We start from the raw sequence: 22,436 nt of genomic DNA on the forward strand, positions 1-22,436 counted from the left end.
TGCCTTAGCGAATCAGCCAGCCCATCACCATCAGGCCCAGTAGCAGCCAGACAACGGCAGCGAGGATCGAGCGGCGCAGCAGGGCGCGTACGGCATTGAGCAGAAACAGCAGGCCGAAGGCCAGCAAAATGAAGCTGAAAATGGAGGGGCTCATGCCGATGGCGTCGGCCAGCCCGTGGAAAAAGGCGTCCAGCGCGTCGCCAATGGCCCCCAGGGTGCCGGACAGTGTCCACCACAAAGCGGATGATGCGGCCCAGTACCTGCCCGAGTCCTTCAAAAAAACCTTCTGCCTGCATGTGTGGCGCTCTGATGGAGAGAACAGTCATTGGGCATTCTGCTATGACAGAAGTTCTGTGATTAAAAAATATACAGACGTAAACCTTTTTGTTTCTTGAGGTTGACAGAGGGCGGGCCCTCCTTATGATGGCCTCAGCCTGACCCACCACAACAGATGCCCCAGGCGTCGAAGGAACATCCGATGAGCGCAACCGCCGCCCCTGCCATCCGCCATGACTGGACGCTCGCCGAGGTGCGCGCGCTGTTCGATCAGCCTTTCAACGATTTGTTGTTCCAGGCGCAGAGCGTTCATCGTCAGCACTTCGATCCCAACCGCGTGCAGGTTTCGACCCTGTTGTCGATCAAGACCGGCGCCTGTCCGGAAGACTGCAAGTACTGTCCGCAGTCCGGTCACTACAACACCGGTCTGGACAAGGAAAAGCTGATGGAGGTGCAGAAGGTGCTGGAGGCCGCTGCCGAGGCCAAGGCCATCGGCTCCACGCGCTTCTGCATGGGCGCGGCGTGGAAGCATCCGTCGGCCAGGGACATGCCCTACGTGCTGGAAATGGTCAAAGGCGTGAAGAAGCTCGGTCTGGAAACCTGCATGACCCTCGGCCGTCTGGACCAGGAGCAGACCCGCGCCCTGGCCGAAGCGGGGCTGGACTACTACAACCACAACCTCGATACCTCGCCGGAGTTCTACGGCAACATCATCACCACCCGCACCTACGCCGAGCGCCTGCAGACCCTGGCCTATGTGCGCGAGGCGGGGATGAAGATCTGTTCCGGCGGCATCCTCGGCATGGGCGAGTCGGTGGATGACCGTGCCGGCTTGCTGATTCAACTGGCCAACCTGCCGGAGCACCCGGAGAGCGTGCCGATCAACATGCTGGTCAAGGTCAAGGGTACACCGCTGGCCGAGGAGAAGGATGTCGATCCGTTCGACTTCATCCGCACCCTGGCCGTGGCGCGCATCATGATGCCGAAATCCCACGTGCGCCTGTCCGCCGGGCGCGAGCAGATGAACGAACAGATGCAGGCCCTGGCCTTCATGGCTGGTGCCAACTCGATCTTCTATGGCGAAAAGCTGTTGACCACTGCCAATCCGCAGGCCGAGAAGGACATGCAGTTGTTCAGGCGCCTCGGCATCAAGCCGGAGGAGCGCGAGGAGCACGCCGACGAGGTGCATCAGGCCGCCATCGAGCAGGCGCTGATCGAGCAGCGCGACGCGCAGCTGTTCTACAACGCCGCCTCGGCTTGATATCCCTTGGTGGATGGATGAAGCGTCATCCACCCTACGCCGCTTGATCTGAGGCGTAGGGGGGATAACCCGCTTGCGGTTATCCACCGACCCTTGGTGCACTTCATGTCTTTCGATCTTGCTTCCCGCCTGGCCGAACGCCGGGCCGCTGATCTGTTCCGCCTGCGTCCGTTGCTGCAGACGCCGCAGGGTCCGCTGGTGCAGGTTGATGGTCAGAAATTGCTGGCTTTCTGCTCCAATGACTACCTTGGCCTGGCCAGCCATCCCGAGGTGATCCGTGCTCTGCGCACCGGTGCCGAGCGTTGGGGCGTCGGTGGCGGAGCTTCGCACTTGGTAATCGGCCATGGCGCGCCGCATCACGAGCTGGAGCAGGCTCTGGCCGAGTTTACCGGGCGACCGCGCGCGCTGCTGTTCTCCACCGGTTACATGGCCAACCTGGCGGCCGTAACCGCGCTGGTGGGGCAGGGCGATACGGTGCTGGAGGATCGTCTCAATCACGCCTCACTGCTCGATGCCGGGTTGCTCTCCGGAGCACGTTTTTCCCGCTATCTGCATAACGACGCGGTAAGTCTCGCCAACCGCTTGCGCAAGGCTAGCGGCAACTGCCTGGTGGTGACCGACGGGGTATTCAGCATGGACGGCGATCTGGCCGAGTTGCCGGGACTATGTTCCGAGGCGCGGCTGAAAGACGCCTGGGTCATGGTCGACGACGCCCATGGTTTCGGTACCCTGGGCGCCACGGGCGGTGGTGTGGTCGAGCACTTTGGTCTTGGTCCGGATGACGTACCGGTGCTGGTTGGCACCCTGGGAAAGGCCTTCGGCACTGCCGGAGCCTTTGTCGCCGGTTCGGAAGAATTGATAGAGACGCTGATTCAGTTCGCTCGGCCCTACATCTACACCACCAGTCAGTCACCAGCACTGGCCTGTGCCACGCTGAAAAGCCTGCAACTGCTACGCGACGAAAGTTGGCGGCGCGAGCATCTGCAGCGGCTGATCCGGCGTTTTCGCGAGGGTGCAGCCGGAATCGGCCTGAGCCTGATGGACAGCCCGACGCCGATCCAGCCGATTCTGGTGGGGGACAGTGCCCGGGCGCTGAAGCTTTCGGCCCTGCTCAGAGCCCGCGGCCTGCTGGTCGGCGCAATCCGCCCGCCGACCGTGCCGGCAGGTAGTGCACGATTACGCGTGACCTTGTCCGCAGCGCACAGCGAAGAGCAGCTGGAGCAGTTGCTGGAGGCGCTGGCCGAATGCTGGCCGCAGGTGCAGGGCGATGTCTGAGCGACTGATACTGCTGCCCGGCTGGGGGCTCTCAGCCAACGTGCTCGACGCTCTGGCCGAGGCCTTGGGCGGGACACTGCAGGTGGAAGTGGCCGCTCTGCCGACACTTGCCTCGGCTGATCCGGTGCACTGGCTTGCCGAATTGCAGGCGCGTCTGCCGGAAGGCTGCTGGCTGGGGGGCTGGTCGCTGGGGGGGATGCTGGCCACAGCTCTGGCTGTGCAAAGGGGAGCGCGTTGTTGTGGGCTGGTTAGCCTGGCCAGCAATGCCCGCTTCGTGGCGGCTGACGATTGGCCGGGCATGTCGGCTGAGACTTTTGCAGCCTTTCGTCAGGGCTGCGCGGTCAATAGCGCGGCTACTCTCAGACGCTTTGCTCTGCTCTGCACGCAAGGGGCAGCCGAGCCGCGCGGACTGTCGCGCAGCTTGCAGAGCCGACTGCTGGATGCTGACGGTGAAACCTTGCTGGCAGGGTTGCAGGTATTGGGGGCACTGGATAACCGCCGGGCGTTGGCCTGTTTCAGCGGGCCGCAGTTGCATCTGCTGGCCGGAGCGGATGCGCTGGTGCCGGTCGCTGCCGCAGCGGCCCTGCAGGCGCTGCCGGCAAACGCCCAGGTGAGCGTGCTGGAAGGCTGCAGTCATGCCTTCGTGCTGGAACAGGCCACAAGTGTCGCGGCGCGTATCCGCAGTTTTATCGGTGAGTGTGGTCATGTCTGAGACGGTGCAATTGAAAGCAGTTCCGATGCTGTTGCCGGACAAGCGACAGGTAGCCGCTTCCTTTTCCCGCGCAGCGGACAGCTATGACGGTGTTGCCGAATTGCAGCGCGAGGTCGGTGCGCAGTTGCTGGCCGATCTGCCGGACTGGCTGCAGCCGCGCCGCTGGCTGGATCTGGGTTGTGGCACGGGTTATTTCACCCGCGCCCTGGCCGAGCGTTATGCCCAGGGCGAAGGGCTGGCGCTGGATATCGCCGAAGGCATGCTGCGGCACGCCAGGGCTCAGGGCGTTCGCGCACATTTTCTCGGTGGCGATGCCGAAGCCTTGCCGCTGCGGGACGAAAGCCTCGATCTGCTGTTCTCCAGTCTGGCCCTGCAGTGGTGTGGCGACTTCCCTCAGGTGCTCAGCGAAGTGCGACGGGTATTGCGTCCGGGCGGAACAATGGCCTTCAGCAGTCTTTGCGTCGGTACCCTGCAGGAGTTGCGCGACAGTTGGCAGGCAGTCGACGGCTTCGTCCACGTCAACCGCTTCCGTCATTTCGAGGAGTATCGCCGGGCTTGCGCTGCCAGCGGCTTGCATATGCACCAACTGCAGCGTCGGGCGCATACCTTGTATTTCGCGGAGTTGCGCAGTCTGACCCGTTCGCTCAAGGATTTAGGCGCGCACAATCTCAACCCCGGTCGTCCGGGTGGACTGACCGGGCGGGCCAGGATTCGCGCGCTGCATGCCGCCTACGAGAGCTTCCGCTGCCCCGAGGGGCTGCCAGCTACCTATCAGGTGGTTTACGGCGTGCTGCACAAACCCTGTCAGGCCTGATTCAGATCCGGCTGCTTTCACTTCCGTTCACCAGGAGCCGTCATGTCCTACGCCTGCTTCGTTACCGGCACCGATACGGAAATCGGCAAGACCACCATAGCCGCGGGTCTGCTGCAAGCTGCCCGGCAGCTTGGCCTGAGTACCGCGGCGGCCAAGCCGGTGGCTTCCGGTTGCAGGCAGACAGCGCTGGGGTTGCGCAATGACGATGCGCTGGCGTTGCTGGCGCAATGTTCGTTGCCGCTCGACTATATCGAGGTCAACCCGATGGCCTTCGAACCGCCTATTGCCCCCCATCTGGCAGCCCGCGAGGCGGGTGTCGTGCTGGATGTGGCCGGTTTGCTGCCTCCGGTACGGGCGCTACTGGGCAAGGGGGCGGAGTTCAGCGTGGTGGAAGGGGCGGGCGGCTGGCGCGTGCCGCTGGCCGGTGGCGAAACCCTCGCCGATCTGGCCATGGCACTGGGCTTGCCGGTCATCCTGGTGGTGGGCGTACGTCTGGGCTGCATCAATCATGCGTTGCTCAGCGCCGAGGCAATTCTCGCTGACGGACTGCCGCTGGCTGGCTGGGTGGCCAACCTGGTCGAACCGCAGACAGCCCGGCTGGCAGACAACCTGTCGACACTGGAGGAGCATCTGCCGGCGCCCTGTCTGGGGTGTGTTCCCTTTCTTGCAGACACCTCGGCGGCTTCAGTGGCGCAGTACCTGCACTTGCAGCAACTGTTGTCCCGGTAATAAACACTGTCACGAGCATAGCCATTTGCCTGTACGCGCTTTGAGCATTCTCTGCTTCAATAAGAACATCAGTATCAAACTACTTCGTCCGGGAGTCCTGTAATGGAAGTATCCAGTGCGATGACTTTGGGGCTGCAAGGTATGCAGGCTGGCCAGCGGCGTGCCGAGCAGGCCGCCGGTGAGATTGCCGGTCAGGCGCTCGTTTCGCCTCAGCAGGCATCTCGGACGCAATCTGCCGGCCAGACCGATGCGGTCGCGTCGCCTGCGCCTTTGACCGAGAGCCTCGAGGCTCTGCGCCTGGCCGAGCATGAGGCGAGCGCCGGTGCCCGCGTCATCGCAACTGCCGACGAGGTAATGGGTACCCTGATCGACACTCGCGCCTGAATTTGCCACGCCGTCGCGGCTCCGGCACTGACTGCAGCCGGTGGCAGGTACAGGCAGGAGGATGGTCATGCAGCTAGGCAGCGCCCTGCCGCCATTCATGCCGGTCTCGCCGGGCGAGCCGGCCCACTCCCGTCCTAAGGCTCCGGCCGAACCTGCCCCTTCATCTGCTCCGGCACAGGAGCCTTCCTCGTATTCGCCCGGTAATTTCCCCGTTCCGAGCGTATCCGCAGGCAGCGCGCCGTCCGACAGTTGGGCGCAACAACAGCAACAACTGGAAATCGCCGCCCTGGTAAAGCGTGACCGCGAGGTGCGCGCCCACGAACAGGCGCATGCCGCCGTCGGAGGCGCATATACCGGGGCACCGCGCTACAACTTCACCCGAGGCCCGGACGGCCAGCGCTATGCCGTCGGTGGAGAGGTGAGCATCGATACGGCAGCCGTACCCGGCGATCCCGAAGCGACCCTGCGCAAGATGGAAACAGTGCTGCGCGCCGCCCTCGCTCCGGCCGAGCCGTCTGCTCAGGATCTGCGTATGGCAGTCCGGGCTCAGGCGCAGGCAACCCAGGCTCGTGCCGAACTGGCCGAGCAGCGCCGTGAGCAGAGCGAGGTGGATCAGAAGAAGGCCGCTGGCGAGCAGCCTTCCGAGAAAAAGCGTGATGACACTGTCGAAGCTCCCGCGGCGGCACTTGATCTGTACCGCCGCCTGGAGCAGCTGCCGACCGAACAGCAGGATGTGGATTTGTTCGCCTAGGCGGTAGATGGCGGGTGCTTGACAAGGGGGAGTCGTAAACGTATGTTTCAAACGCCTGTTTGATTGGTCTGGCTGAAATCAGATAGCCAGGCAGCCGGGATGATCCCGATAGTGACCGCCAAGCCGGTCTCCCAACTACACCAGGAATCCACCGCAGAGGTTTACCGTTATGCCTGACTACAAGGCCCCCTTGCGTGACATCCGTTTCGTCCGCGACGAACTGCTGGGTTACGAAGCGCACTACCAGAGCCTCCCCGGCTGCCAGGACGCCACTCCGGACATGGTCGACGCCATTCTGGAAGAGGGCGCCAAGTTCTGTGAGCAGGTACTGGCACCGCTGAACCGCGTTGGTGACACTGAAGGCTGCACCTGGAGCGAGTCCGGCGTGAAGACCCCGACCGGCTTCAAGGAGGCCTACCAGAAGTACGTCGAGGGTGGCTGGCCGAGCCTGGCGCACGACGTTGAGCACGGCGGTCAGGGCCTGCCGGAATCCCTGGGGCTGGCCATCAGCGAGATGATTGGTTCGGCCAACTGGGCCTGGGGCATGTACCCGGGACTGAGCCATGGTGCGATGAACACCCTGACTGCCCACGGCACCGAAGAGCAGAAAAACACCTACCTGACCAAGCTGGTATCCGGGGAGTGGACTGGCACCATGTGCCTGACCGAACCGCACTGCGGGACAGACCTGGGCATGCTGCGCACCAAGGCCGAGCCGCAGGCCGATGGCAGCTACAAGGTCACCGGCACCAAGATCTTCATCTCTGCCGGCGAGCACGACATGGCTGAGAACATCGTCCACATCGTGCTAGCCCGCCTGCCTGACGCTCCTGCCGGCACCAAGGGCATCTCGCTGTTCATCGTGCCCAAGTTCCTGCCCACCGCTGATGGTGGTGTGGGTGAGCGCAACGGTGTGTCCTGCGGTTCCATCGAGCACAAGATGGGTATCCACGGCAACGCCACCTGCGTGATGAACTTCGACGGCGCCACCGGCTTCCTGATTGGCCCGCCGAACAAGGGCCTGAACTGCATGTTCACCTTCATGAACACCGCACGTCTGGGTACTGCCCTGCAGGGCCTGGCCCATGCCGAAATCGGCTTCCAGGGCGGCATCAAGTACGCCCGCGAGCGTCTGCAGATGCGTTCCCTGAGCGGTCCTAAGGCGCCGGACAAGCCGGCCGATCCGATCATCGTGCATCCGGACGTGCGCCGTATGCTGTTGACCATGAAGGCGTTCGCCGAGGGCAACCGCGCCATGGTCTACTTCACCGCCAAGCAGGTGGACATCGTCCAGCACAGCCAGGACGAGGAGCAGCGCAAGGCGGCTGACTCGCTGCTGGCCTTCCTGACTCCGATTGCCAAGGCCTTCATGACCGAAGTGGGCTTTGAGTGTGCCTCCCACGGCATGCAGATCTACGGTGGTCATGGCTTCATCAGCGAGTGGGGTATGGAGCAGAACCTGCGTGACTGCCGTATCTCCATGATGTACGAAGGCACTACCGGTGTTCAGGCTCTCGACCTGCTGGGCCGCAAGGTGCTGATGACCCAGGGCGAGGCGCTCAAAGGCTTCACCAAGATCGTGCACAAGTTCTGCCAGGCCAATGAAGGCAACGAAGCCATCAAGCACCTGGTCGAGCCGCTGGCCCGACTGAACAAAGAGTGGGGCGAGATCACCATGAAGATCGGCATGGCGGCGATGAAGGATCGCGAGGAAGTCGGGGCCGCCTCGGTGGACTACCTGATGTACTCCGGTTACGTCTGCCTGGCCTACTTCTGGGCCGACATGGCTCGCCTGGCTGCCGAGAAGTTGGCTGCCGGTACCAGTGACGAAGCCTTCTACAAGGCCAAGCTGCAGACTGCCCGCTTCTACTACGCGCGCATCCTGCCGCGTACCCGTGCGCATGTCGAAGCCATGCTCTCGGGTGCCGACAACCTGATGGAAATGGATGAAGAGCACTTCGCGCTCGGTTTCTGATTCATCAGTGGCTCCGTTACAGCGCCGCCCTTCGGGGCGGCGTTGTCGTTTCTGCGCCTGGCAGTGCTGGCAGGGGATTCTTATGACTCAGTGTGACTATATGGTCAAAACAAGACCCTATGTGTCTGTAGTGTTGTTGAAGTAAGCTCCAATCTCTTAAGTCAGTCCGTTTCCGAGGGTGTCCCATGGCCGATTACAAAGCCCCCTTGCGCGACATGCGCTTCGTGCTCAATGAAGTATTCGAAGTTTCCAGGCTATGGGCCGAACTGCCGGCCCTGGCCGAGGTGGTCGATGTCGATACCGCCAGTGCCATTCTGGAAGAGGCCGGCAAGGTCACCGCAGGCAGCATCGCGCCGCTGAACCGCAGCGGTGATGAGGAAGGCTGCTCCTGGGATAACGGTCTGGTGAAAACCCCGGCGGGCTTCCCCGAGGCCTACCGCACCTACGCCGAAGGCGGCTGGGTCGGTGTCGGCGGCTCGCCTGAGTTCGGCGGCATGGGCATGCCCAAGGTCATCGGCGCCCAGGTCGAGGAGATGGTCAACTCGGCCAACCTGTCCTTCGGCCTGTACCCGATGCTGACCGCCGGCGCCTGCCTGTCGATCCTCAACCATGCCAGCGACGAGCTGAAGAACCAGTACCTGCCGAACATGTACGCCGGCGTCTGGGCAGGTTCCATGTGCCTGACCGAGCCGCACGCCGGTACCGACCTGGGCATCATCCGCACCAAGGCCGAGCCGCAGGCCGACGGCAGCTACAAGATCACCGGCACCAAGATCTTCATCACCGGCGGCGAGCATGATCTGACCGAGAACATCATCCACCTGGTGCTGGCCAAGCTGCCGGATGCCCCGGCCGGCCCGAAAGGCATCTCCCTGTTCCTGGTGCCCAAGGTGATGGTCAACGCCGACGGTTCCCTGGGCGAGAAGAACTCCCTGGGCTGCGGCTCCATCGAGCACAAGATGGGCATCAAGGCCTCGGCCACCTGCGTGATGAACTTCGACGGTGCCACTGGCTACCTGGTCGGCGAAGTGAACAAGGGTCTCAACGCCATGTTCACCATGATGAACTACGAGCGTCTGGGCGTCGGCATCCAGGGCCTGGCCCTGGGTGAGCGTTCCTACCAGAGCGCCGTGGAGTACGCCCGCGAGCGTCTGCAGAGTCGCGCGCCGACCGGCCCGGTGGCCAAGGACAAGGCGGCCGACCCGATCATCGTGCACCCGGACGTGCGTCGCATGCTGCTGACCATGAAGGCGCTGAACGAGGGCGGCCGCGCCTTTTCCAGCTATGTGGCCATGCAGCTGGACACCGCCAAGTACAGCGAGGACAAGGCAACTGCCAAACGCGCCGAGGAGTTGGTCGCTCTGCTGACCCCGGTAGCTAAGGCTTTCCTCACCGACATGGGGTTGGAAACCACGGTGCATGGCCAGCAGATTTTCGGTGGCCACGGCTTCATCCGTGAGTGGGGCCAGGAGCAATTGGTGCGCGACTGCCGCATCACTCAGATCTACGAAGGTACCAACGGCATCCAGTCGCTGGATCTGGTGGGGCGCAAGGTGGTTGGTAGTGGCGGTAGCTACTACAAGCACCTGTCCGAGGAAATCCGCGCGTTTATCGCCTCCGCCGACGCCGCTCTGGCCGAATTTACCGGCCCGCTCGGCGCCGCCGTGGACAATCTCGATGACTTGACTGCCTGGGTGCTGGAGCAGGCCAAGACCAATCCCAACGAGATCGGTGCTGCCTCGGTGGAATACCTGCATGTGTTCGGTTACACCGTCTACGCCTACATGTGGGCGCTGATGGCCCGGGCTGCGCTGGGCAAGGAAGGTCAGGACGATTTCTACGTCAGCAAGCTGGGCACGGCGCGTTTCTACTTTGCCCGCCTGCTGCCGCGTATCCATTCGCTGACTGCTTCGGTCAAGGCTGGTAGTGAAAGTCTGTTCCTGCTGGAAGCCGAACAGTTCTGAAGTGTCTGTTGAGTGCAAAAGCCCCGGCCTGGTGCCGGGGCTTTTGCGTTTCATGGGTTGGAAAACTGTTGCCGGATGGTTCGCAGACTGCCGTTTTGTCGTGCTGGCAGTGCCCGAATGATGCCGCAGGCCGGTCATTACGGTGCTTTTGACCTACGCAGTTTTTTCCTAGCCAGCGACTACAAAAATCATCATTTCGCGTTTTCCGGCTTCTGCCCAGAATGGCCTCGACATTCACGTGGATCGCACCCTGTATGCGACTGCTGTAGAACAAGAAGAGGCCGCAGATGAACGATTTGAATCAGACCGCCATCCAGAATCCTGCCGATCTGACTTCCCGAGTGATCGAGATTGATACCCTGGTAGTAGGCGCCGGTCAGGCCGGTGTTGCCATGAGTGAACACCTGACCAAGCTGGAAGTACCGCACCTGGTGCTGGAGCGCAGCCGTATTGCCGAGGCCTGGCGCACCGGCCGCTGGGATTCGCTGGTAGCCAATGGCCCGGCCTGGCACGACCGCTTCCCGGGCATGGAATTCGATGGGCTGGATCCGGACGCCTTCGCCCACAAGGATCAGGTGGCCGACTACTTCGAGGCCTATGCGCGCAAGTTCAATGCGCCGATCCGCACCGGCGTTGAAGTGAAGAAGGTGGTACGCAATGCCGATCGTCCGGGTTTCACCGTAGAGACCTCCGAAGGGGTCATCCAGGCGCTGCGCGTTGTTTCGGCCACCGGCCCGTTCCAGAAGCCGGTGATTCCGGCCATTGCCCCGAAGGACGAGCGTATTACCCAGATCCACTCGGCTGCCTACTACAACCCGCAGCAACTGGGGGAGGGTGCGGTACTGGTGGTGGGTGCCGGCTCGTCCGGCGTACAGATCGCCGACGAGCTGCAGCGTGCCGGCAAGACCGTGTACTTGTCGGTCGGCCCGCATGATCGTCCGCCGCGCAGCTATCGCAATCGTGATTTCTGCTGGTGGTTGGGCGTACTTGGCCTGTGGGACGCCGAAGCGGCGGTACCGGGCAAGGAGCACGTGACCATCGCCGTCAGCGGTGCCCGTGGCGGCCATACCGTGGACTTCCGTCAACTGGCGCAGCAGGGCATCACCCTGGTCGGTCTGACCCGCTCGTTCGATAACGGCGTGGTGCGCTTCCAGTCGGATCTGGCCGAGAACCTCGCCCGTGGCGACGAGAACTACCTGGCCCTGCTCGATGCAGCCGACGCCTATATCGCCCGCAATGGACTGGATCTGCCGGAGGAGCCGCAAGCCCGCGTGCGTCTGCCGGATCCGGAGTGCGTGCGCAACCCGATCCTTGAGCTGAATCTGGAACAGGCCAACATCCGGACAATCATCTGGGCCACCGGCTACTCGGTGGATTTCAACTGGCTGCCGTCCACTGCGCTGGATGCCAATGGCAAGCCCCGCCATCAGCGCGGCGTCTCCAGCGAGCCCGGAGTCTATTTCCTGGGGCTGCCGTGGCTGTCGCGGCGTGGTTCCACCTTCATCTGGGGGGTGTGGCACGACGCCAAGCACATCGCAGATCACATTGCCACGCAGCGCAAGTATCAGTCCTACCAGGACGCCAGTCAGCGTCAGTTCAAGCGCTAAACGCCTGGCAGGTATCCGTGGATACCTGCCTTCCCGGCAAACCTGAAACCAGAACAAGGAATCTCAGCCCGTGCCTACTCATACCCGCATCCGCATGTTCAACACCAAGACCACCTATCCGAACCAGAGTCTGGATAACGACCTGTGCCAGGCCGTGCGCGCCGGCAATACAGTGTACGTCCGTGGTCAGGTGGGTACCGACTTCGAAGGCAACCTGGTCGGCCTGGGCGACCCGCGTGCGCAGGCCGAGCAGGCGATGAAGAACGTAAAGCAACTGCTGGAAGAAGCCGGCAGCGATCTGTCGCACATCGTCAAGACCACTACCTACATCATCGATCCGCGCTATCGTGAGCCGGTCTACCAGGAGGTTGGCAAGTGGCTCAAAGGCGTCTTTCCGATTTCCACCGGCCTGGTTGTCAGTGCTCTGGCACAGCCACAATGGCTGATGGAAATCGATGTGATCGCCGTGATTCCGGACGACTGGACAGCGAATAACGCATAAGGAGTTGCCATGACCTTTTCCATCGTCGGCCGCTGTGCCGAGACCGGCCAACTGGGGATTGCCATCAGTTCGTCGAGCATCGCTGTAGGTGCCCGTTGCCCATGGCTGCGGGCTGGTGTCGGCGCGGTTTCCAGTCAGAACATCACCCTGCCGGCGCTTGGCCCGCAGATCCTTGATGAACTGGAGGCGGGGCTTGAACCGGAGGCGGCGCTGCAGCAGGTGCTTCGGCGTAACGGCTACAGCCAGTACCGGCAGGTGGCGGTGCTCGACAGCAAGGGGCACGCAGCTCTGTTCTCCGGCAGCGAATCGCTCGGCGTGCACAATGCCGTGATGGGTGAGCAATGCGTGGCGGCCGGCAACCTGCTGGCCGGCCCGCAGGTCATCAATGCCATGGTGCAGGCCTTCGAAAACAGTGCCGGGATACTTGCTGACCGTCTGCTCAGTGCCATGCAGGCTGCGCTGTCCGAAGGCGGGGAGGCCGGGCCTGTGCATTCGGCCGCGCTGAAGGTGGTGGACGATCTCACCTGGCCCTTGATCGACCTGCGTGTGGACTGGGCCGAACAGGATCCGATCGGCGAGCTGGAGCGGCTTTGGCAGGCCTACCGGCCGCAGATGCAGGACTACGTAATCCGCGCACTGGATCCGACCAAGGCGCCCAGCTATGGCGTACCCGGCGATGAATAGCAGCCGCGAACTGCTGGCCCGGCTGGTGGCTTTCCCCACCGTCAGCCGCGACTCCAACCTGGAGCTGATCGGTTTTATTCGCAGCTACCTGCAGGGGCTCGGTATCGCCTGTGAGCTGGACTACAACGCCGAGCGGACCAAGGCCAACCTCTATGCCCGCTTTGGCCCGGACTGCGAAGGCGGCGTGCTGCTTTCCGGTCATACTGACGTGGTGCCGGTCGATGGGCAGAACTGGACGTTGCCACCGTTCGAGCTGAGTGAGCGGGATGGTCGCCTGTACGGACGCGGCAGCGCCGACATGAAGGGCTTCATCGCCTGTGTGCTGGCGGCTGTGCCGAACTGGCTGGCTGGCCCGCTGCGGGTACCGGTGCACCTGGCTTTTTCCTATGACGAGGAGGTCGGTTGCCTCGGCGTGCGCTCGTTGCTGGAGAAGATCGGCCAGCGCCCCAATCCGCCGGCACTGTGCATCATCGGCGAGCCGACCGAGCTCAAGCCGGTGCTCGGCCACAAGGGCAAGCTGGCGATGCGCTGTCGTGTGCATGGGGCGGCCTGTCACTCGGCCTATGCACCGCAGGGCGTCAATGCCATCGAGTACGCTGCCCGGCTGATCAACCGTCTTGGTGAGATCGGTCAGCGCCTGAGTGCAGTGGAGCGCCATGACCCACGTTTTGATCCGCCGTTCTCCACCGTGCAGACCGGGCTGATTCAGGGGGGGCGGGCGCTGAATATCGTCCCGGCCGAATGTCAGTTCGATTTCGAGGTGCGTGCCCTGCCCAGCGACGACCCGCAGCAGGTGGCCGAGGAACTGCGGGCCTACGCCGAGCATGAGCTGTTGCCGGAAATGCGCCAGCGCAGCAGCGCCAGCGCCATTGAGCTGGAGCCCTTGTCAGCCTACCCGGGACTGGCCACGGATCCACACAGTGCTGCGGCCGAGTTGCTGGCCTTGCTCAGTGGCAGTCGCGAGTTCGGAACCGTGGCATTTGGCACCGAAGGTGGCCTGTTCGATCAGGCCGGGATTCCGGCAGTGATCTGCGGGCCCGGCAGTATGGATCAGGGCCACAAGCCGGACGAGTTCGTCAGCGTCCAGCAGCTCGATGCCTGTGACACCATGCTCCGGCGTCTGGGCGACTGGCTGCGTCCCGCCTGAGACTGTGGATGTTACCGCGCCCGGCAGCGAGCCGGTCGCGGCTCTGTCTGCGCCGCCATCAGTGCGTTTCATCGGCTGATTGGTCGCCGCCCGTTGCCGGGTGGCGACTAACCGGCAGGTTCTTGCGTGCCCTCTTCCGTCAGACTGGGGCGGCCCGGGCTTTGCCGGGTTTTTCGCTGCGCATCCTTGTTGCCGTGTGACCATGTTTTTTATGGCTTACGAGCATATTTTTACTAATTTTCCTTCCGCACGGCCTGCGCCACCATCGTCATCACAACCACAAAGCCGATCACGGCAACATGACGAGGTACACAGGCTATGCTGCAGCACAGCGATTGGCAGAAGCGTGCATCCGAGCAACGCTTTCTCACCCGGGCACTGATCGACGGCCAATGGGTCGACGCCCAGAGCGGCAATACCTTCGACTCAATCAATCCGGCTACCAACCAGTTGCTGGCACAGGTCGCCGCCTGTGATGCCGCCGATGTCGACAGGGCCGTGGCCAGCGCCCGCAAGGTGTTCGAGCAGGGGCCCTGGGCGCGCATGACGCCGCGCGAGCGCAAACAGGTGCTGTTGCGTCTTTCCGAACTGATCCTGGCCAATCGCGAAGAACTGGCTTTGCTCGACTCGCTGAATATGGGCAAGCCGGTCATGGATGCCTACAACATCGATGTGCCGGGTGCAGCGCAGGTATTCGCCTGGTACGGCGAAGCGCTGGACAAGCTCTACGATCAGGTGGCTCCGACAGCCAGTGATGCGCTGGCCACCATCACCCGCGATCCTCTAGGTGTGGTCGCAGCGGTGGTGCCATGGAACTTCCCGCTGGATCTGGCTGCCTGGAAGCTGGCTCCGGCGCTGGGCGCCGGCAACTCGGTGATCCTCAAGCCTGCCGAGCAGTCGCCGTTCTCGGCCCTGCGTCTGGCCGAGCTGGCGCTGGAGGCAGGTCTGCCAGCCGGTGTGCTGAACGTGGTACCGGGGCTGGGGGAAACCGCCGGCAAGGCGCTTGGCCTGCATCCGGACGTTGATTGCCTGGCCTTCACCGGCTCCACCGAGGTGGGCAAGTACTTCATGGCCTATTCGGCCCAGTCCAACCTCAAGCAGGTCTGGCTGGAGTGCGGCGGCAAGAGCGCCAACTTGGTATTCGCCGACTGTAAGGATCTGGACCTGGCCGCGGAAAAGGCCGCCTTCGCGATTTTCTTCAACCAGGGCGAAGTGTGCTCGGCAAACTCGCGTCTGCTGGTTCAGCGCGAGATCCATGATGAATTCGTCGAGCGCCTGGTAGCCAAGGCGCAGCAGTGGTTGCCGGGCGATCCGCTTGATCCGGGCAGCCGCGCCGGTGCCATCGTCGATGCCCGTCAGACTGCGCGCATCATGGCATTTATCGATGTCGCCCAACGTCAGGGCGCCCGTCTGGTCTGTGGTGGTCAGCGCAGCAGCTTCAACGGCTCCGACAATTTCGTCCAGCCGACAATCTTCACCCATGTCAGCCCCGACATGCAGCTGGCCCGCGAGGAAGTATTCGGGCCGGTGCTGGCGGTAATGGCCTTCGATAGCGAAGAGGAGGCCATCGAGCTGGCCAATGCCAGCCAGTACGGTCTGGCCGCCTCGCTGTGGACGGACGATCTGCACCGTGCTCACCGCGTCGCCCGCCAACTGCGGGCCGGCACGGTCTCGGTCAATACCGTCGATGCCCTTGATGTGTGTGTTCCCTTTGGTGGCTGCAAGCAGTCGGGCTTTGGCCGCGATCTGTCGCTGCATGCCTTCGACAAGTACAGCCAGTTGAAGACTACCTGGTTCCAGTTGCGCCGCTAAGCAGCGCCCCGTTGCAGACCTGAAACAACAATAAGATTGCAGGAGAAGTACCATGCATGACCCTGATATTGCGCTTGCCCAACCCACCCTTACAGCCGCCTCCGGCGGTAACTCCCGTCGCCGCCTTGGCCTTTCGGCCCTGCTGGCGGTCTCTGTAGGCCTCGTCGTCTCCCAGGGAGTGATGGTGCTGATGCTGCAGGGGGCCGGGATTGCCGGTCTGGGCTTTCTTATCCCGCTGAGCCTGGCCTTCCTCCTCGCTCTGACCTATGCCGTTTCCTTCTCGGAGCTGGCACTGATGATTCCCCGCGCCGGTAGCCTGAGTAGCTACACCGAGGTGGCGCTGGGGCACTTCCCGGCAATCCTGGCGACCTTCTCTGGTTACGTGGTGGTCGCCATGTTTGCCCTGTCGGCTGAGTTGCTGCTGCTGGACCTGATCATCGGTGAGGTTTATCCGGGGGTGTTCCCGGATATGAGCATTGCCTACGGCGTGCTGATTATCTTCACTGTGCTCAACCTGCTCGGTATTGACCTGTTTGCCCGTCTGCAGTCTGCGTTGGCACTGGTGATGGTGGTCATGCTGCTGACTCTGGGCCTCTGCGCAGTAACTGGCAGTGGCAGCGAGCCGGCACTGAGCAGTCCCATCAACAGTGACTGGAACCCGCTGGGGGCCGGTGTGCTGACTCTGGTGGCTCTGGCTATCTGGGGCTTTGTTGGCGCCGAGTTCGTTTGCCCGCTGGTGGAGGAAACCCGTCAGCCCGAGCGCAACGTGCCGCGCGGGATGATGCTGGGTTTGACCATCATCTTCGTCACCATTGCCCTGTACAGCATCGGCGCACTGTTCTATGTGCCGCAAGAGGAACTGGCCAACGCTTCGCTGCCGCACTACCTGTTCGCCACGACGGTATTTGGTGAGGCCGGCAAAGCCTTCCTGGTGATCGCAGCCATCATGGCCACTTGCAGCACCGTGAATACCTCGCTGGCAGCCATTCCGCGGATGCTCTACGGCATGGCAGTCAACGGCCAGGCTTTCCCGCAGCTGAAGAAGGTCAGCAAGAAGTTCAACTCGCCCTGGGTGGCAGTGCTGTTTGTTGCTGCCATTACCGGTGTGCCGGTGATCTTCATGGGGGACAACCCGGATGCGATCAGCCTGCTGCTGCTGGCTGCCTGTATCGCCTGGCTGCTGGCCTACATCATCTGTCACCTGAACGTTATTGCCCTGCGCCGCCGCTACCCGCAGCTGCCGCGTCCGTTCCGCACGCCGTTCTACCCGCTGCCGCAGATTGTTGGTATCGCCGGTATGCTGGTGTCGCTGTACTACGTGTCGCCGGCGCCTGAAATGACTATGCCGATCGTCTATTCGGCGGGAGTGGTACTGGCTGTGGTTTCCATCATCGCCGTGCTCTGGATCAAGCTGGTAATGCGCAAGCCGCTGTTCCAGCCTGAGCCCATCGAAACCGTACTGTCGCGCCAATGACATCCGGCCGGGCTTGTCCCGGCCACCGAACACACCCTGCAATGATTGAGGTTGCTGAAATGACAAGCCCGAACAAACCAGCCCGCTCCACTCAGGACTATCAGGCAGCGGATGCTGCCCACCACATTCATGCCTTCCTCGACCAGAAGGCCCTGAATGCCGAAGGCCCGCGGGTAATTGTCCGCGGTGAAGGCCTTTACCTCTGGGACAACGACGGCAAGCGTTACCTGGACGGCATGTCCGGCCTGTGGTGCACCAACCTCGGTTACGGCCGCCAGGATCTGGTCAAGGCAGCATCTGCACAGATGGCCGAGCTGCCGTACTACAACATGTTCTTCCACACCACCCATCCGGCCGTTGTGGAATTGTCGGAAACCCTGTTCAGCCTGCTGCCTGGTCACTACAGCCACGCGATTTATACCAACTCCGGCTCCGAATCCAACGAAGTGCTGATCCGCACCGTACGCCGCTACTGGCAAATTCTCGGCAAGCCCGAGAAGAAGGTCATGATCGGGCGCTGGAACGGCTACCACGGCTCCACTCTGGCTGCTACCGCGCTGGGCGGTATGCAGTTCATGCACGAGATGGGCGGCCTGATTCCGGACGTGGCCCATATCGACGAGCCATACTGGTACGCCCACGGTGGCGACCTGACCCCGGAAGAGTTCGGCCGCCGCTGTGCCCAGCAGCTTGAGGACAAGATCCTCGAGCTGGGCGCCGACAAGGTCGCCGGCTTTATTGCCGAGCCGTTCCAGGGCGCGGGTGGCATGATCTTCCCGCCGGAGAGCTACTGGCCGGAAATTCAGCGTATCTGCCGCAAGTACGATGTCCTGCTGTGTGCTGACGAGGTTATCGGTGGCTTCGGCCGTACCGGTGAATGGTTCGCTCACCAGCACTTTGGTTTTGAGCCGGACACCCTGTCCATCGCCAAGGGCCTGACCTCCGGCTACGTACCCATGGGTGGCCTAGTACTGAGCAAACGCATTGCCGACGTACTGGTTGAGAAGGGCGGTGTGTTTGCCCATGGCCTGACCTACTCTGGCCACCCGGTGGCGGCTGCTGTGGCGCTGGCCAATATCAAGGCGCTGCGTGACGAGGGTGTGGTCAGCCAGGTCAAGGAGCAGACTGGCCCCTACCTGCAGCAGTGCCTGCGCGAGGTCTTTGGCAATCACCCGTTGATCGGCGATATCCAGGGCGCCGGCTTCGTGGCAGCGCTGCAATTTGCCGAGGACAAAGCTACCCGCAAGCGCTTTGCCAATGAGAACGATCTGGCCTGGCGTTGCCGTACCATCGGCTTCGAAGAGGGTGTGATCATTCGCTCCACCCTGGGCCGCATGATCATGGCGCCGGCACTGGTGGCTACCCGCAGCGAGCTGGACGAGCTGGTGGAAAAGACCAAGCGTGCTATCGACCGCACCGCTATGGAAATCGGCGTGCTCTAAGCCTGCCTGCAGCAAGCAAACAGCCGCGCTTTGTCGCGGCTGTTTGCTTTCCGTCGCTGGTGCAGGGGCGGCGGCAAGCACGCAGGAGTCCCGTCCCCGGGACTAAGCTCTGCTAAGGGCCCTGTTTCGGTCAGCCCTGACGGGCCTCGATGGCCGACAACTGCTCCTTGCAGTAGTCGATGAATAGCTGAGCCGGCTTGGTCAACTGCGACCGTTTGAGCCAGGCTGCCACCAGTCCGGAGCTGCTGACATCTTCGGCGATGTCCACCATCACCACTTTCTTGCCGTCATAGGTGCATTCCGAATGCGGGCGGGTGACCAGCAGGGAGAAGCCAAAGCCCTGGCCAACCATGCCGCGCACCATCTCGATGGACGGTGAGCTGAAGACAATGTTTGGCGTCAGTCCCAGCTCTTCAAACAGGCTGACGAAATAGGTGCGGCTAGGCAGAACATCGAGCAGGATCATCGGCTCCAGGCACAGGTCACGTAACGACACCTGCGCCTGTCGCGCGAATCGATGGTTCTCCGGTAGCAGGGCATAGGGTCGCTGGGGCTGCATCAACGGCTCGGTCTCGATGGTGGCGTCCAGATCATGCTCGTAGAAGATGGTCAGGTCGAAACGTCCGGCGGTCAGGCCCTGCACCAGTTCCTGTTGCTCACCGTCGCGGATACGGATTTTTACGCCGGGATACAGCTCGGTAAAACCGGCAATCAGTCGTGGCAGGTAGAGTGGAGCAACCGTTTCGAAGCAGCCGATGTCAATCTGCCCGGCCACTACATCGTTGTTGGCCAGAGCGTTCTGCTCGAATTCGCGGGCCATACGCAGCAGTTCCTGAGCCTTTTTGTAGAAGCGTGCGCCGGCAGGGGTCAGTGACACTCCCTGGGCGTGATGGCGTATGAACAGCTGCAGATCGAAGCTGTCCTCCAGGCTTTTGATTGCCGTGGATATCGACGGCTGGGCGATATACAGCTTTCGTGAGGCTTCAGCCACGCTGCCGCATTCCACGGTGGTGACGAAGTACTTGAGCTGGCGCAAGGTGTAGCTGGCCATGGCGGGGTCTCGTTCGCGAATTTGAAAGCAATTGTTTTAGCGAAAACGCCTGACGGCGCGATACCACCATACCGCAAGGGCACTCGATAGCCGCCCAGTTTTTCTCTAAGCCCTAAACATATATTGGCTGCTCTGCAGACCTTCCGGTTCGCAGCGAGCGTTGAGCGGAGTAGTCGTGCTCACGGTGAATGCCAATAAATGTATATACATGACGTGAAGCGCTCTCATGTCGCGTCCGATGCCGCTTTGTATCCGCTCAGGCCGGAAATGTAGTGAGCTATGTGGGAGGCTGTGGGATTGCCGGACAGTGCTTGACGCAGATTGTTTTGGATCATAATGTATATACAAATATCGGGCGGAGTATGTCATGCCGAGTGAATCGATGCCGAAGCAGCTGTGGCGCCAGGTCCGGGTTTTCGATGGCCTGAAGCAGCTGGACGAGGAAATGGCTGTGCTGGTGGCAGGAGGGCGCATCGCTGGCTTGTGGCCGGAGAAGGACTTCGATGACTCCAGTGTGCCGGATGCTGTCGAAGCCGGGCGCGGTGGCGTAATGACGCCGGGACTGGTGGACTGCCATACCCATCTGGTTTATGCCGGCAATCGCGCAGGCGAGTTCGAGCAGCGCCTGGAGGGCGTCAGCTACGAGGAAATCGCCCGTGCCGGCGGTGGCATCATCAGTAGCGTGCGAGCGACCCGTGCCGCCAGCGAGGATGACCTGATCGCTGCCAGCCTGCCGCGTCTTGATGCGCTGCTGGCCGATGGTGTGACCACGGTAGAAATCAAGTCCGGCTACGGCCTGAGTGTCGAAAGCGAGCTGAAGATGCTGCGCGTGGCCCGTCGTCTTGGCGAACTGCGTCCGGTGCGCGTACTCACCACGCTGCTCGGTGCCCATGCCCTGCCGCCGGAGTACGCGGGGCGTGCCGACGACTACATCAGTCTGATCTGTGAGGAGATGATCCCGGCTGCTGTTGCCGGGAACCTGGCCGATGCGGTGGACGTGTTCTGCGAGGGCATCGCCTTCTCCCCAGCGCAGTGTCAGCGAGTATTCGAAGCCGCCAAGACTTACGGTCTGGCGATCAAGGCCCATGCCGAGCAGCTTTCCAACCTCGGTGGCAGCGCCCTGGCCGCGCGTTACGGTGCGCTGTCCGCCGATCATGTCGAATACCTGGATGAAGCCGGCGTACGCGCCATGGCCGAGGCCGGTACGGTCGCCGTGCTGCTGCCCGGCGCCTTCCATGTGCTGCGCGAAACCCAGTTGCCGCCTATCGAACTGCTGCGCCAGTACGGCGTACCCATGGCCGTGGCCAGCGACGCCAACCCCGGCACCTCGCCGATCTGCATGCCGACGCTAATGGCCAACCTGGCCTGCACCCTGTTCCGTCTGACCCCGCGCGAAGCCCTGGCCGGCATGACCGCCCATGGTGCGCGTGCCCTCGGTCTGCCCGAACTGGGCCGCATCGCCGTTGGTGCCCCGGCTGATATGTGTCTGTGGGATATCCAGCAGCCGGCTGAACTGGCATATGCCGTGCAGGCCGGGCGCCTGCGTCAGCGCGTGTTCAACGGGGAGGTGACCCATGCCTGCTGATCGTTTTTCCCTGGAGGTCTGGCAGGGGCGCATTGACCCGGAGCCGGACAGCCCACGCTGGCACCAGCGCATCCGGCCGCTGGCCGAGGCGCGCCAGCCAGGGCTGGTTCTGCTGGGCTTTGCCTGCGACGAGGGTGTGCGCCGCAATCACGGTAGGGTCGGTGCTGCCGGTGGCCCGCTGGTGTTGCGCAAGGCGCTGGCCAACCTGGCCTGGCATCGCAGCGCTGAGGTTTTCGATGCCGGTGATGTGGTTTGCGCCGATGGTGATCTGGAAGCGGCCCAGGCCCGGCTGAGCGACAACGTGCGTGACCTGCTGAACGCCGGTCATCAGGTGATGGTGCTCGGAGGGGGCCATGAAGTGGCTTTCGGCAGTTGGTCCGGCCTGGCCGGGCATATGGAGAACCAGACCAGCACTCCAAGGATCGGTATCGTCAACTTCGATGCGCATTTCGACCTTCGCGATCCGGTCAATGTGCACTCTTCCGGCACGCCCTTCGCCCAGATCGCCGAGCAATGCGCTGCCCGTGCCTGGCCATTCCGCTATGCCTGCCTGGGGATCAGCCGCGCCAGCAACACTCGGGCCCTGTTTGCTCGTGCCGCCGAGCTGGGCGTACTGGTGCGCGAGGACCGGGAGATCAGCGAGTCCACCCTGGCCAGCATCGCCGCCGAGCTGGAAGGCTTTGCCGCCGACTGCGATGTCATACATCTGAGTTTCGACATCGATGTGCTACCGGCTTGCGAAGCTCCCGGCGTCAGCGCCCCTGCAGCACGCGGAGTGCGTCTGGAGCTGCTGGAGCCCCTGCTGGAGCGACTCAAGGCCAGCGGCAAGATTCGCTTGGTCGACTTCGCCGAACTCAACCCCGAGTATGACATCGACAATCGCACTGCCAGGGCGGCGGCGCGGCTGATTCATCTGCTCAGCCTTTGAGGCTGTAACAACGCTTTCCCGACAACAACAACGACGAGGAAATCACGATGTTTACTGCTACCT

The 22,436-nt window shown here is 62.6% G+C and carries 20 protein-coding genes; 18 read left to right on the top strand and 2 right to left on the bottom strand.

All coding sequences use genetic code 11. The features are described from left to right. Positions 1-4: 4 nt before the first annotated feature. The gene (locus NCCP436_RS10415; RefSeq protein ID WP_375709484.1) at positions 5-238 is read right to left on the bottom strand and encodes a hypothetical protein; all 234 of its coding nucleotides are present in this window, start codon (positions 236-238) and stop codon (positions 5-7) included. 240 nt (positions 239-478) lie between these two features. Between NCCP436_RS10415 and bioB the strand changes: the two genes are divergently transcribed. From bioB to NCCP436_RS10495, 16 genes are all read left to right on the top strand, one after another. Next, entirely contained in the window at positions 479-1,537 is a 1,059-nt protein-coding gene (gene bioB, locus NCCP436_RS10420; RefSeq protein WP_220803936.1) for a biotin synthase BioB, read from the top strand. A gap of 105 nt (positions 1,538-1,642) precedes the next feature. Then, positions 1,643-2,812 (top strand): 8-amino-7-oxononanoate synthase, encoded by a 1,170-nt coding sequence (gene bioF, locus NCCP436_RS10425; protein WP_220803937.1) that lies wholly within the window; start codon positions 1,643-1,645, stop codon positions 2,810-2,812. After that, a complete protein-coding gene (locus tag NCCP436_RS10430; protein WP_220803938.1) occupies positions 2,805-3,524 on the top strand; it encodes an alpha/beta fold hydrolase in 720 nt (239 codons plus the stop codon). The genes bioF and NCCP436_RS10430 overlap by 8 nt, the downstream gene beginning before the upstream one ends. After that, a complete protein-coding gene (gene bioC / locus NCCP436_RS10435) occupies positions 3,517-4,338 on the top strand; it encodes a malonyl-ACP O-methyltransferase BioC (RefSeq protein WP_220803939.1) in 822 nt (273 codons plus the stop codon). Before NCCP436_RS10430 ends, bioC begins: the two co-directional genes overlap by 8 nt. Positions 4,339-4,380: 42 nt before the next feature. Then, positions 4,381-5,067 (top strand): dethiobiotin synthase, encoded by a 687-nt coding sequence (gene bioD, locus NCCP436_RS10440; RefSeq protein WP_220803940.1) that lies wholly within the window; start codon positions 4,381-4,383, stop codon positions 5,065-5,067. A gap of 102 nt (positions 5,068-5,169) precedes the next feature. Further along, a complete protein-coding gene (locus NCCP436_RS10445) occupies positions 5,170-5,451 on the top strand; it encodes a hypothetical protein (protein WP_220803941.1) in 282 nt (93 codons plus the stop codon). Between the two features lie 67 nt (positions 5,452-5,518). Beyond that, positions 5,519-6,202 carry a putative metalloprotease CJM1_0395 family protein gene (locus NCCP436_RS10450; protein ID WP_220803942.1) on the top strand — a complete coding sequence of 228 codons (684 nt, stop codon included), beginning with the start codon at positions 5,519-5,521 and terminating at the stop codon, positions 6,200-6,202. 169 nt (positions 6,203-6,371) lie between these two features. Continuing rightward, complete coding sequence (locus NCCP436_RS10455; RefSeq protein WP_220803943.1) at positions 6,372-8,177, top strand: phenylacyl-CoA dehydrogenase; 1,806 nt, start codon at positions 6,372-6,374, stop codon at positions 8,175-8,177. A 185-nt stretch (positions 8,178-8,362) separates the two neighbouring features. Then, positions 8,363-10,141 (top strand): acyl-CoA dehydrogenase C-terminal domain-containing protein, encoded by a 1,779-nt coding sequence (locus tag NCCP436_RS10460; protein ID WP_220803944.1) that lies wholly within the window; start codon positions 8,363-8,365, stop codon positions 10,139-10,141. Between the two features lie 287 nt (positions 10,142-10,428). Beyond that, the gene (locus NCCP436_RS10465) at positions 10,429-11,748 is read left to right on the top strand and encodes an NAD(P)/FAD-dependent oxidoreductase (protein WP_220803945.1); all 1,320 of its coding nucleotides are present in this window, start codon (positions 10,429-10,431) and stop codon (positions 11,746-11,748) included. 70 nt (positions 11,749-11,818) lie between these two features. Further along, the gene (locus NCCP436_RS10470; RefSeq protein WP_220803946.1) at positions 11,819-12,250 is read left to right on the top strand and encodes a RidA family protein; all 432 of its coding nucleotides are present in this window, start codon (positions 11,819-11,821) and stop codon (positions 12,248-12,250) included. Between the two features lie 9 nt (positions 12,251-12,259). After that, positions 12,260-12,934, top strand: coding sequence for a DUF1028 domain-containing protein (locus NCCP436_RS10475; protein WP_220803947.1), 675 nt, complete (start codon positions 12,260-12,262; stop codon positions 12,932-12,934). Then, positions 12,927-14,081, top strand: coding sequence for an acetylornithine deacetylase (gene argE / locus NCCP436_RS10480; protein WP_220803948.1), 1,155 nt, complete (start codon positions 12,927-12,929; stop codon positions 14,079-14,081). The genes NCCP436_RS10475 and argE overlap by 8 nt, the downstream gene beginning before the upstream one ends. Positions 14,082-14,399: 318 nt before the next feature. After that, a complete protein-coding gene (locus tag NCCP436_RS10485) occupies positions 14,400-15,893 on the top strand; it encodes an aldehyde dehydrogenase (protein WP_220803949.1) in 1,494 nt (497 codons plus the stop codon). 52 nt (positions 15,894-15,945) lie between these two features. Beyond that, complete coding sequence (locus tag NCCP436_RS10490) at positions 15,946-17,367, top strand: APC family permease (RefSeq protein WP_220803950.1); 1,422 nt, start codon at positions 15,946-15,948, stop codon at positions 17,365-17,367. Between the two features lie 59 nt (positions 17,368-17,426). Beyond that, positions 17,427-18,809, top strand: coding sequence for an aspartate aminotransferase family protein (locus NCCP436_RS10495; RefSeq protein ID WP_220803951.1), 1,383 nt, complete (start codon positions 17,427-17,429; stop codon positions 18,807-18,809). A 130-nt stretch (positions 18,810-18,939) separates the two neighbouring features. Here NCCP436_RS10495 and NCCP436_RS10500 read toward each other — a convergent pair whose 3' ends face one another. Continuing rightward, the gene (locus NCCP436_RS10500) at positions 18,940-19,860 is read right to left on the bottom strand and encodes a LysR substrate-binding domain-containing protein (RefSeq protein ID WP_220803952.1); all 921 of its coding nucleotides are present in this window, start codon (positions 19,858-19,860) and stop codon (positions 18,940-18,942) included. Between the two features lie 367 nt (positions 19,861-20,227). Between NCCP436_RS10500 and hutI the strand changes: the two genes are divergently transcribed. Then, complete coding sequence (gene hutI / locus NCCP436_RS10505) at positions 20,228-21,445, top strand: imidazolonepropionase (protein ID WP_220803953.1); 1,218 nt, start codon at positions 20,228-20,230, stop codon at positions 21,443-21,445. Then, positions 21,435-22,373, top strand: a complete 939-nt coding sequence (gene hutG / locus NCCP436_RS10510; RefSeq protein ID WP_220803954.1) for a formimidoylglutamase — start codon at positions 21,435-21,437, stop codon at positions 22,371-22,373. Before hutI ends, hutG begins: the two co-directional genes overlap by 11 nt. The last annotated feature ends 63 nt before the right edge of the window (positions 22,374-22,436 follow it).

It is taken from the genome of Pseudomonas sp. NCCP-436, from assembly GCF_019656335.1.
Classification (GTDB): domain Bacteria; phylum Pseudomonadota; class Gammaproteobacteria; order Pseudomonadales; family Pseudomonadaceae; genus Aquipseudomonas.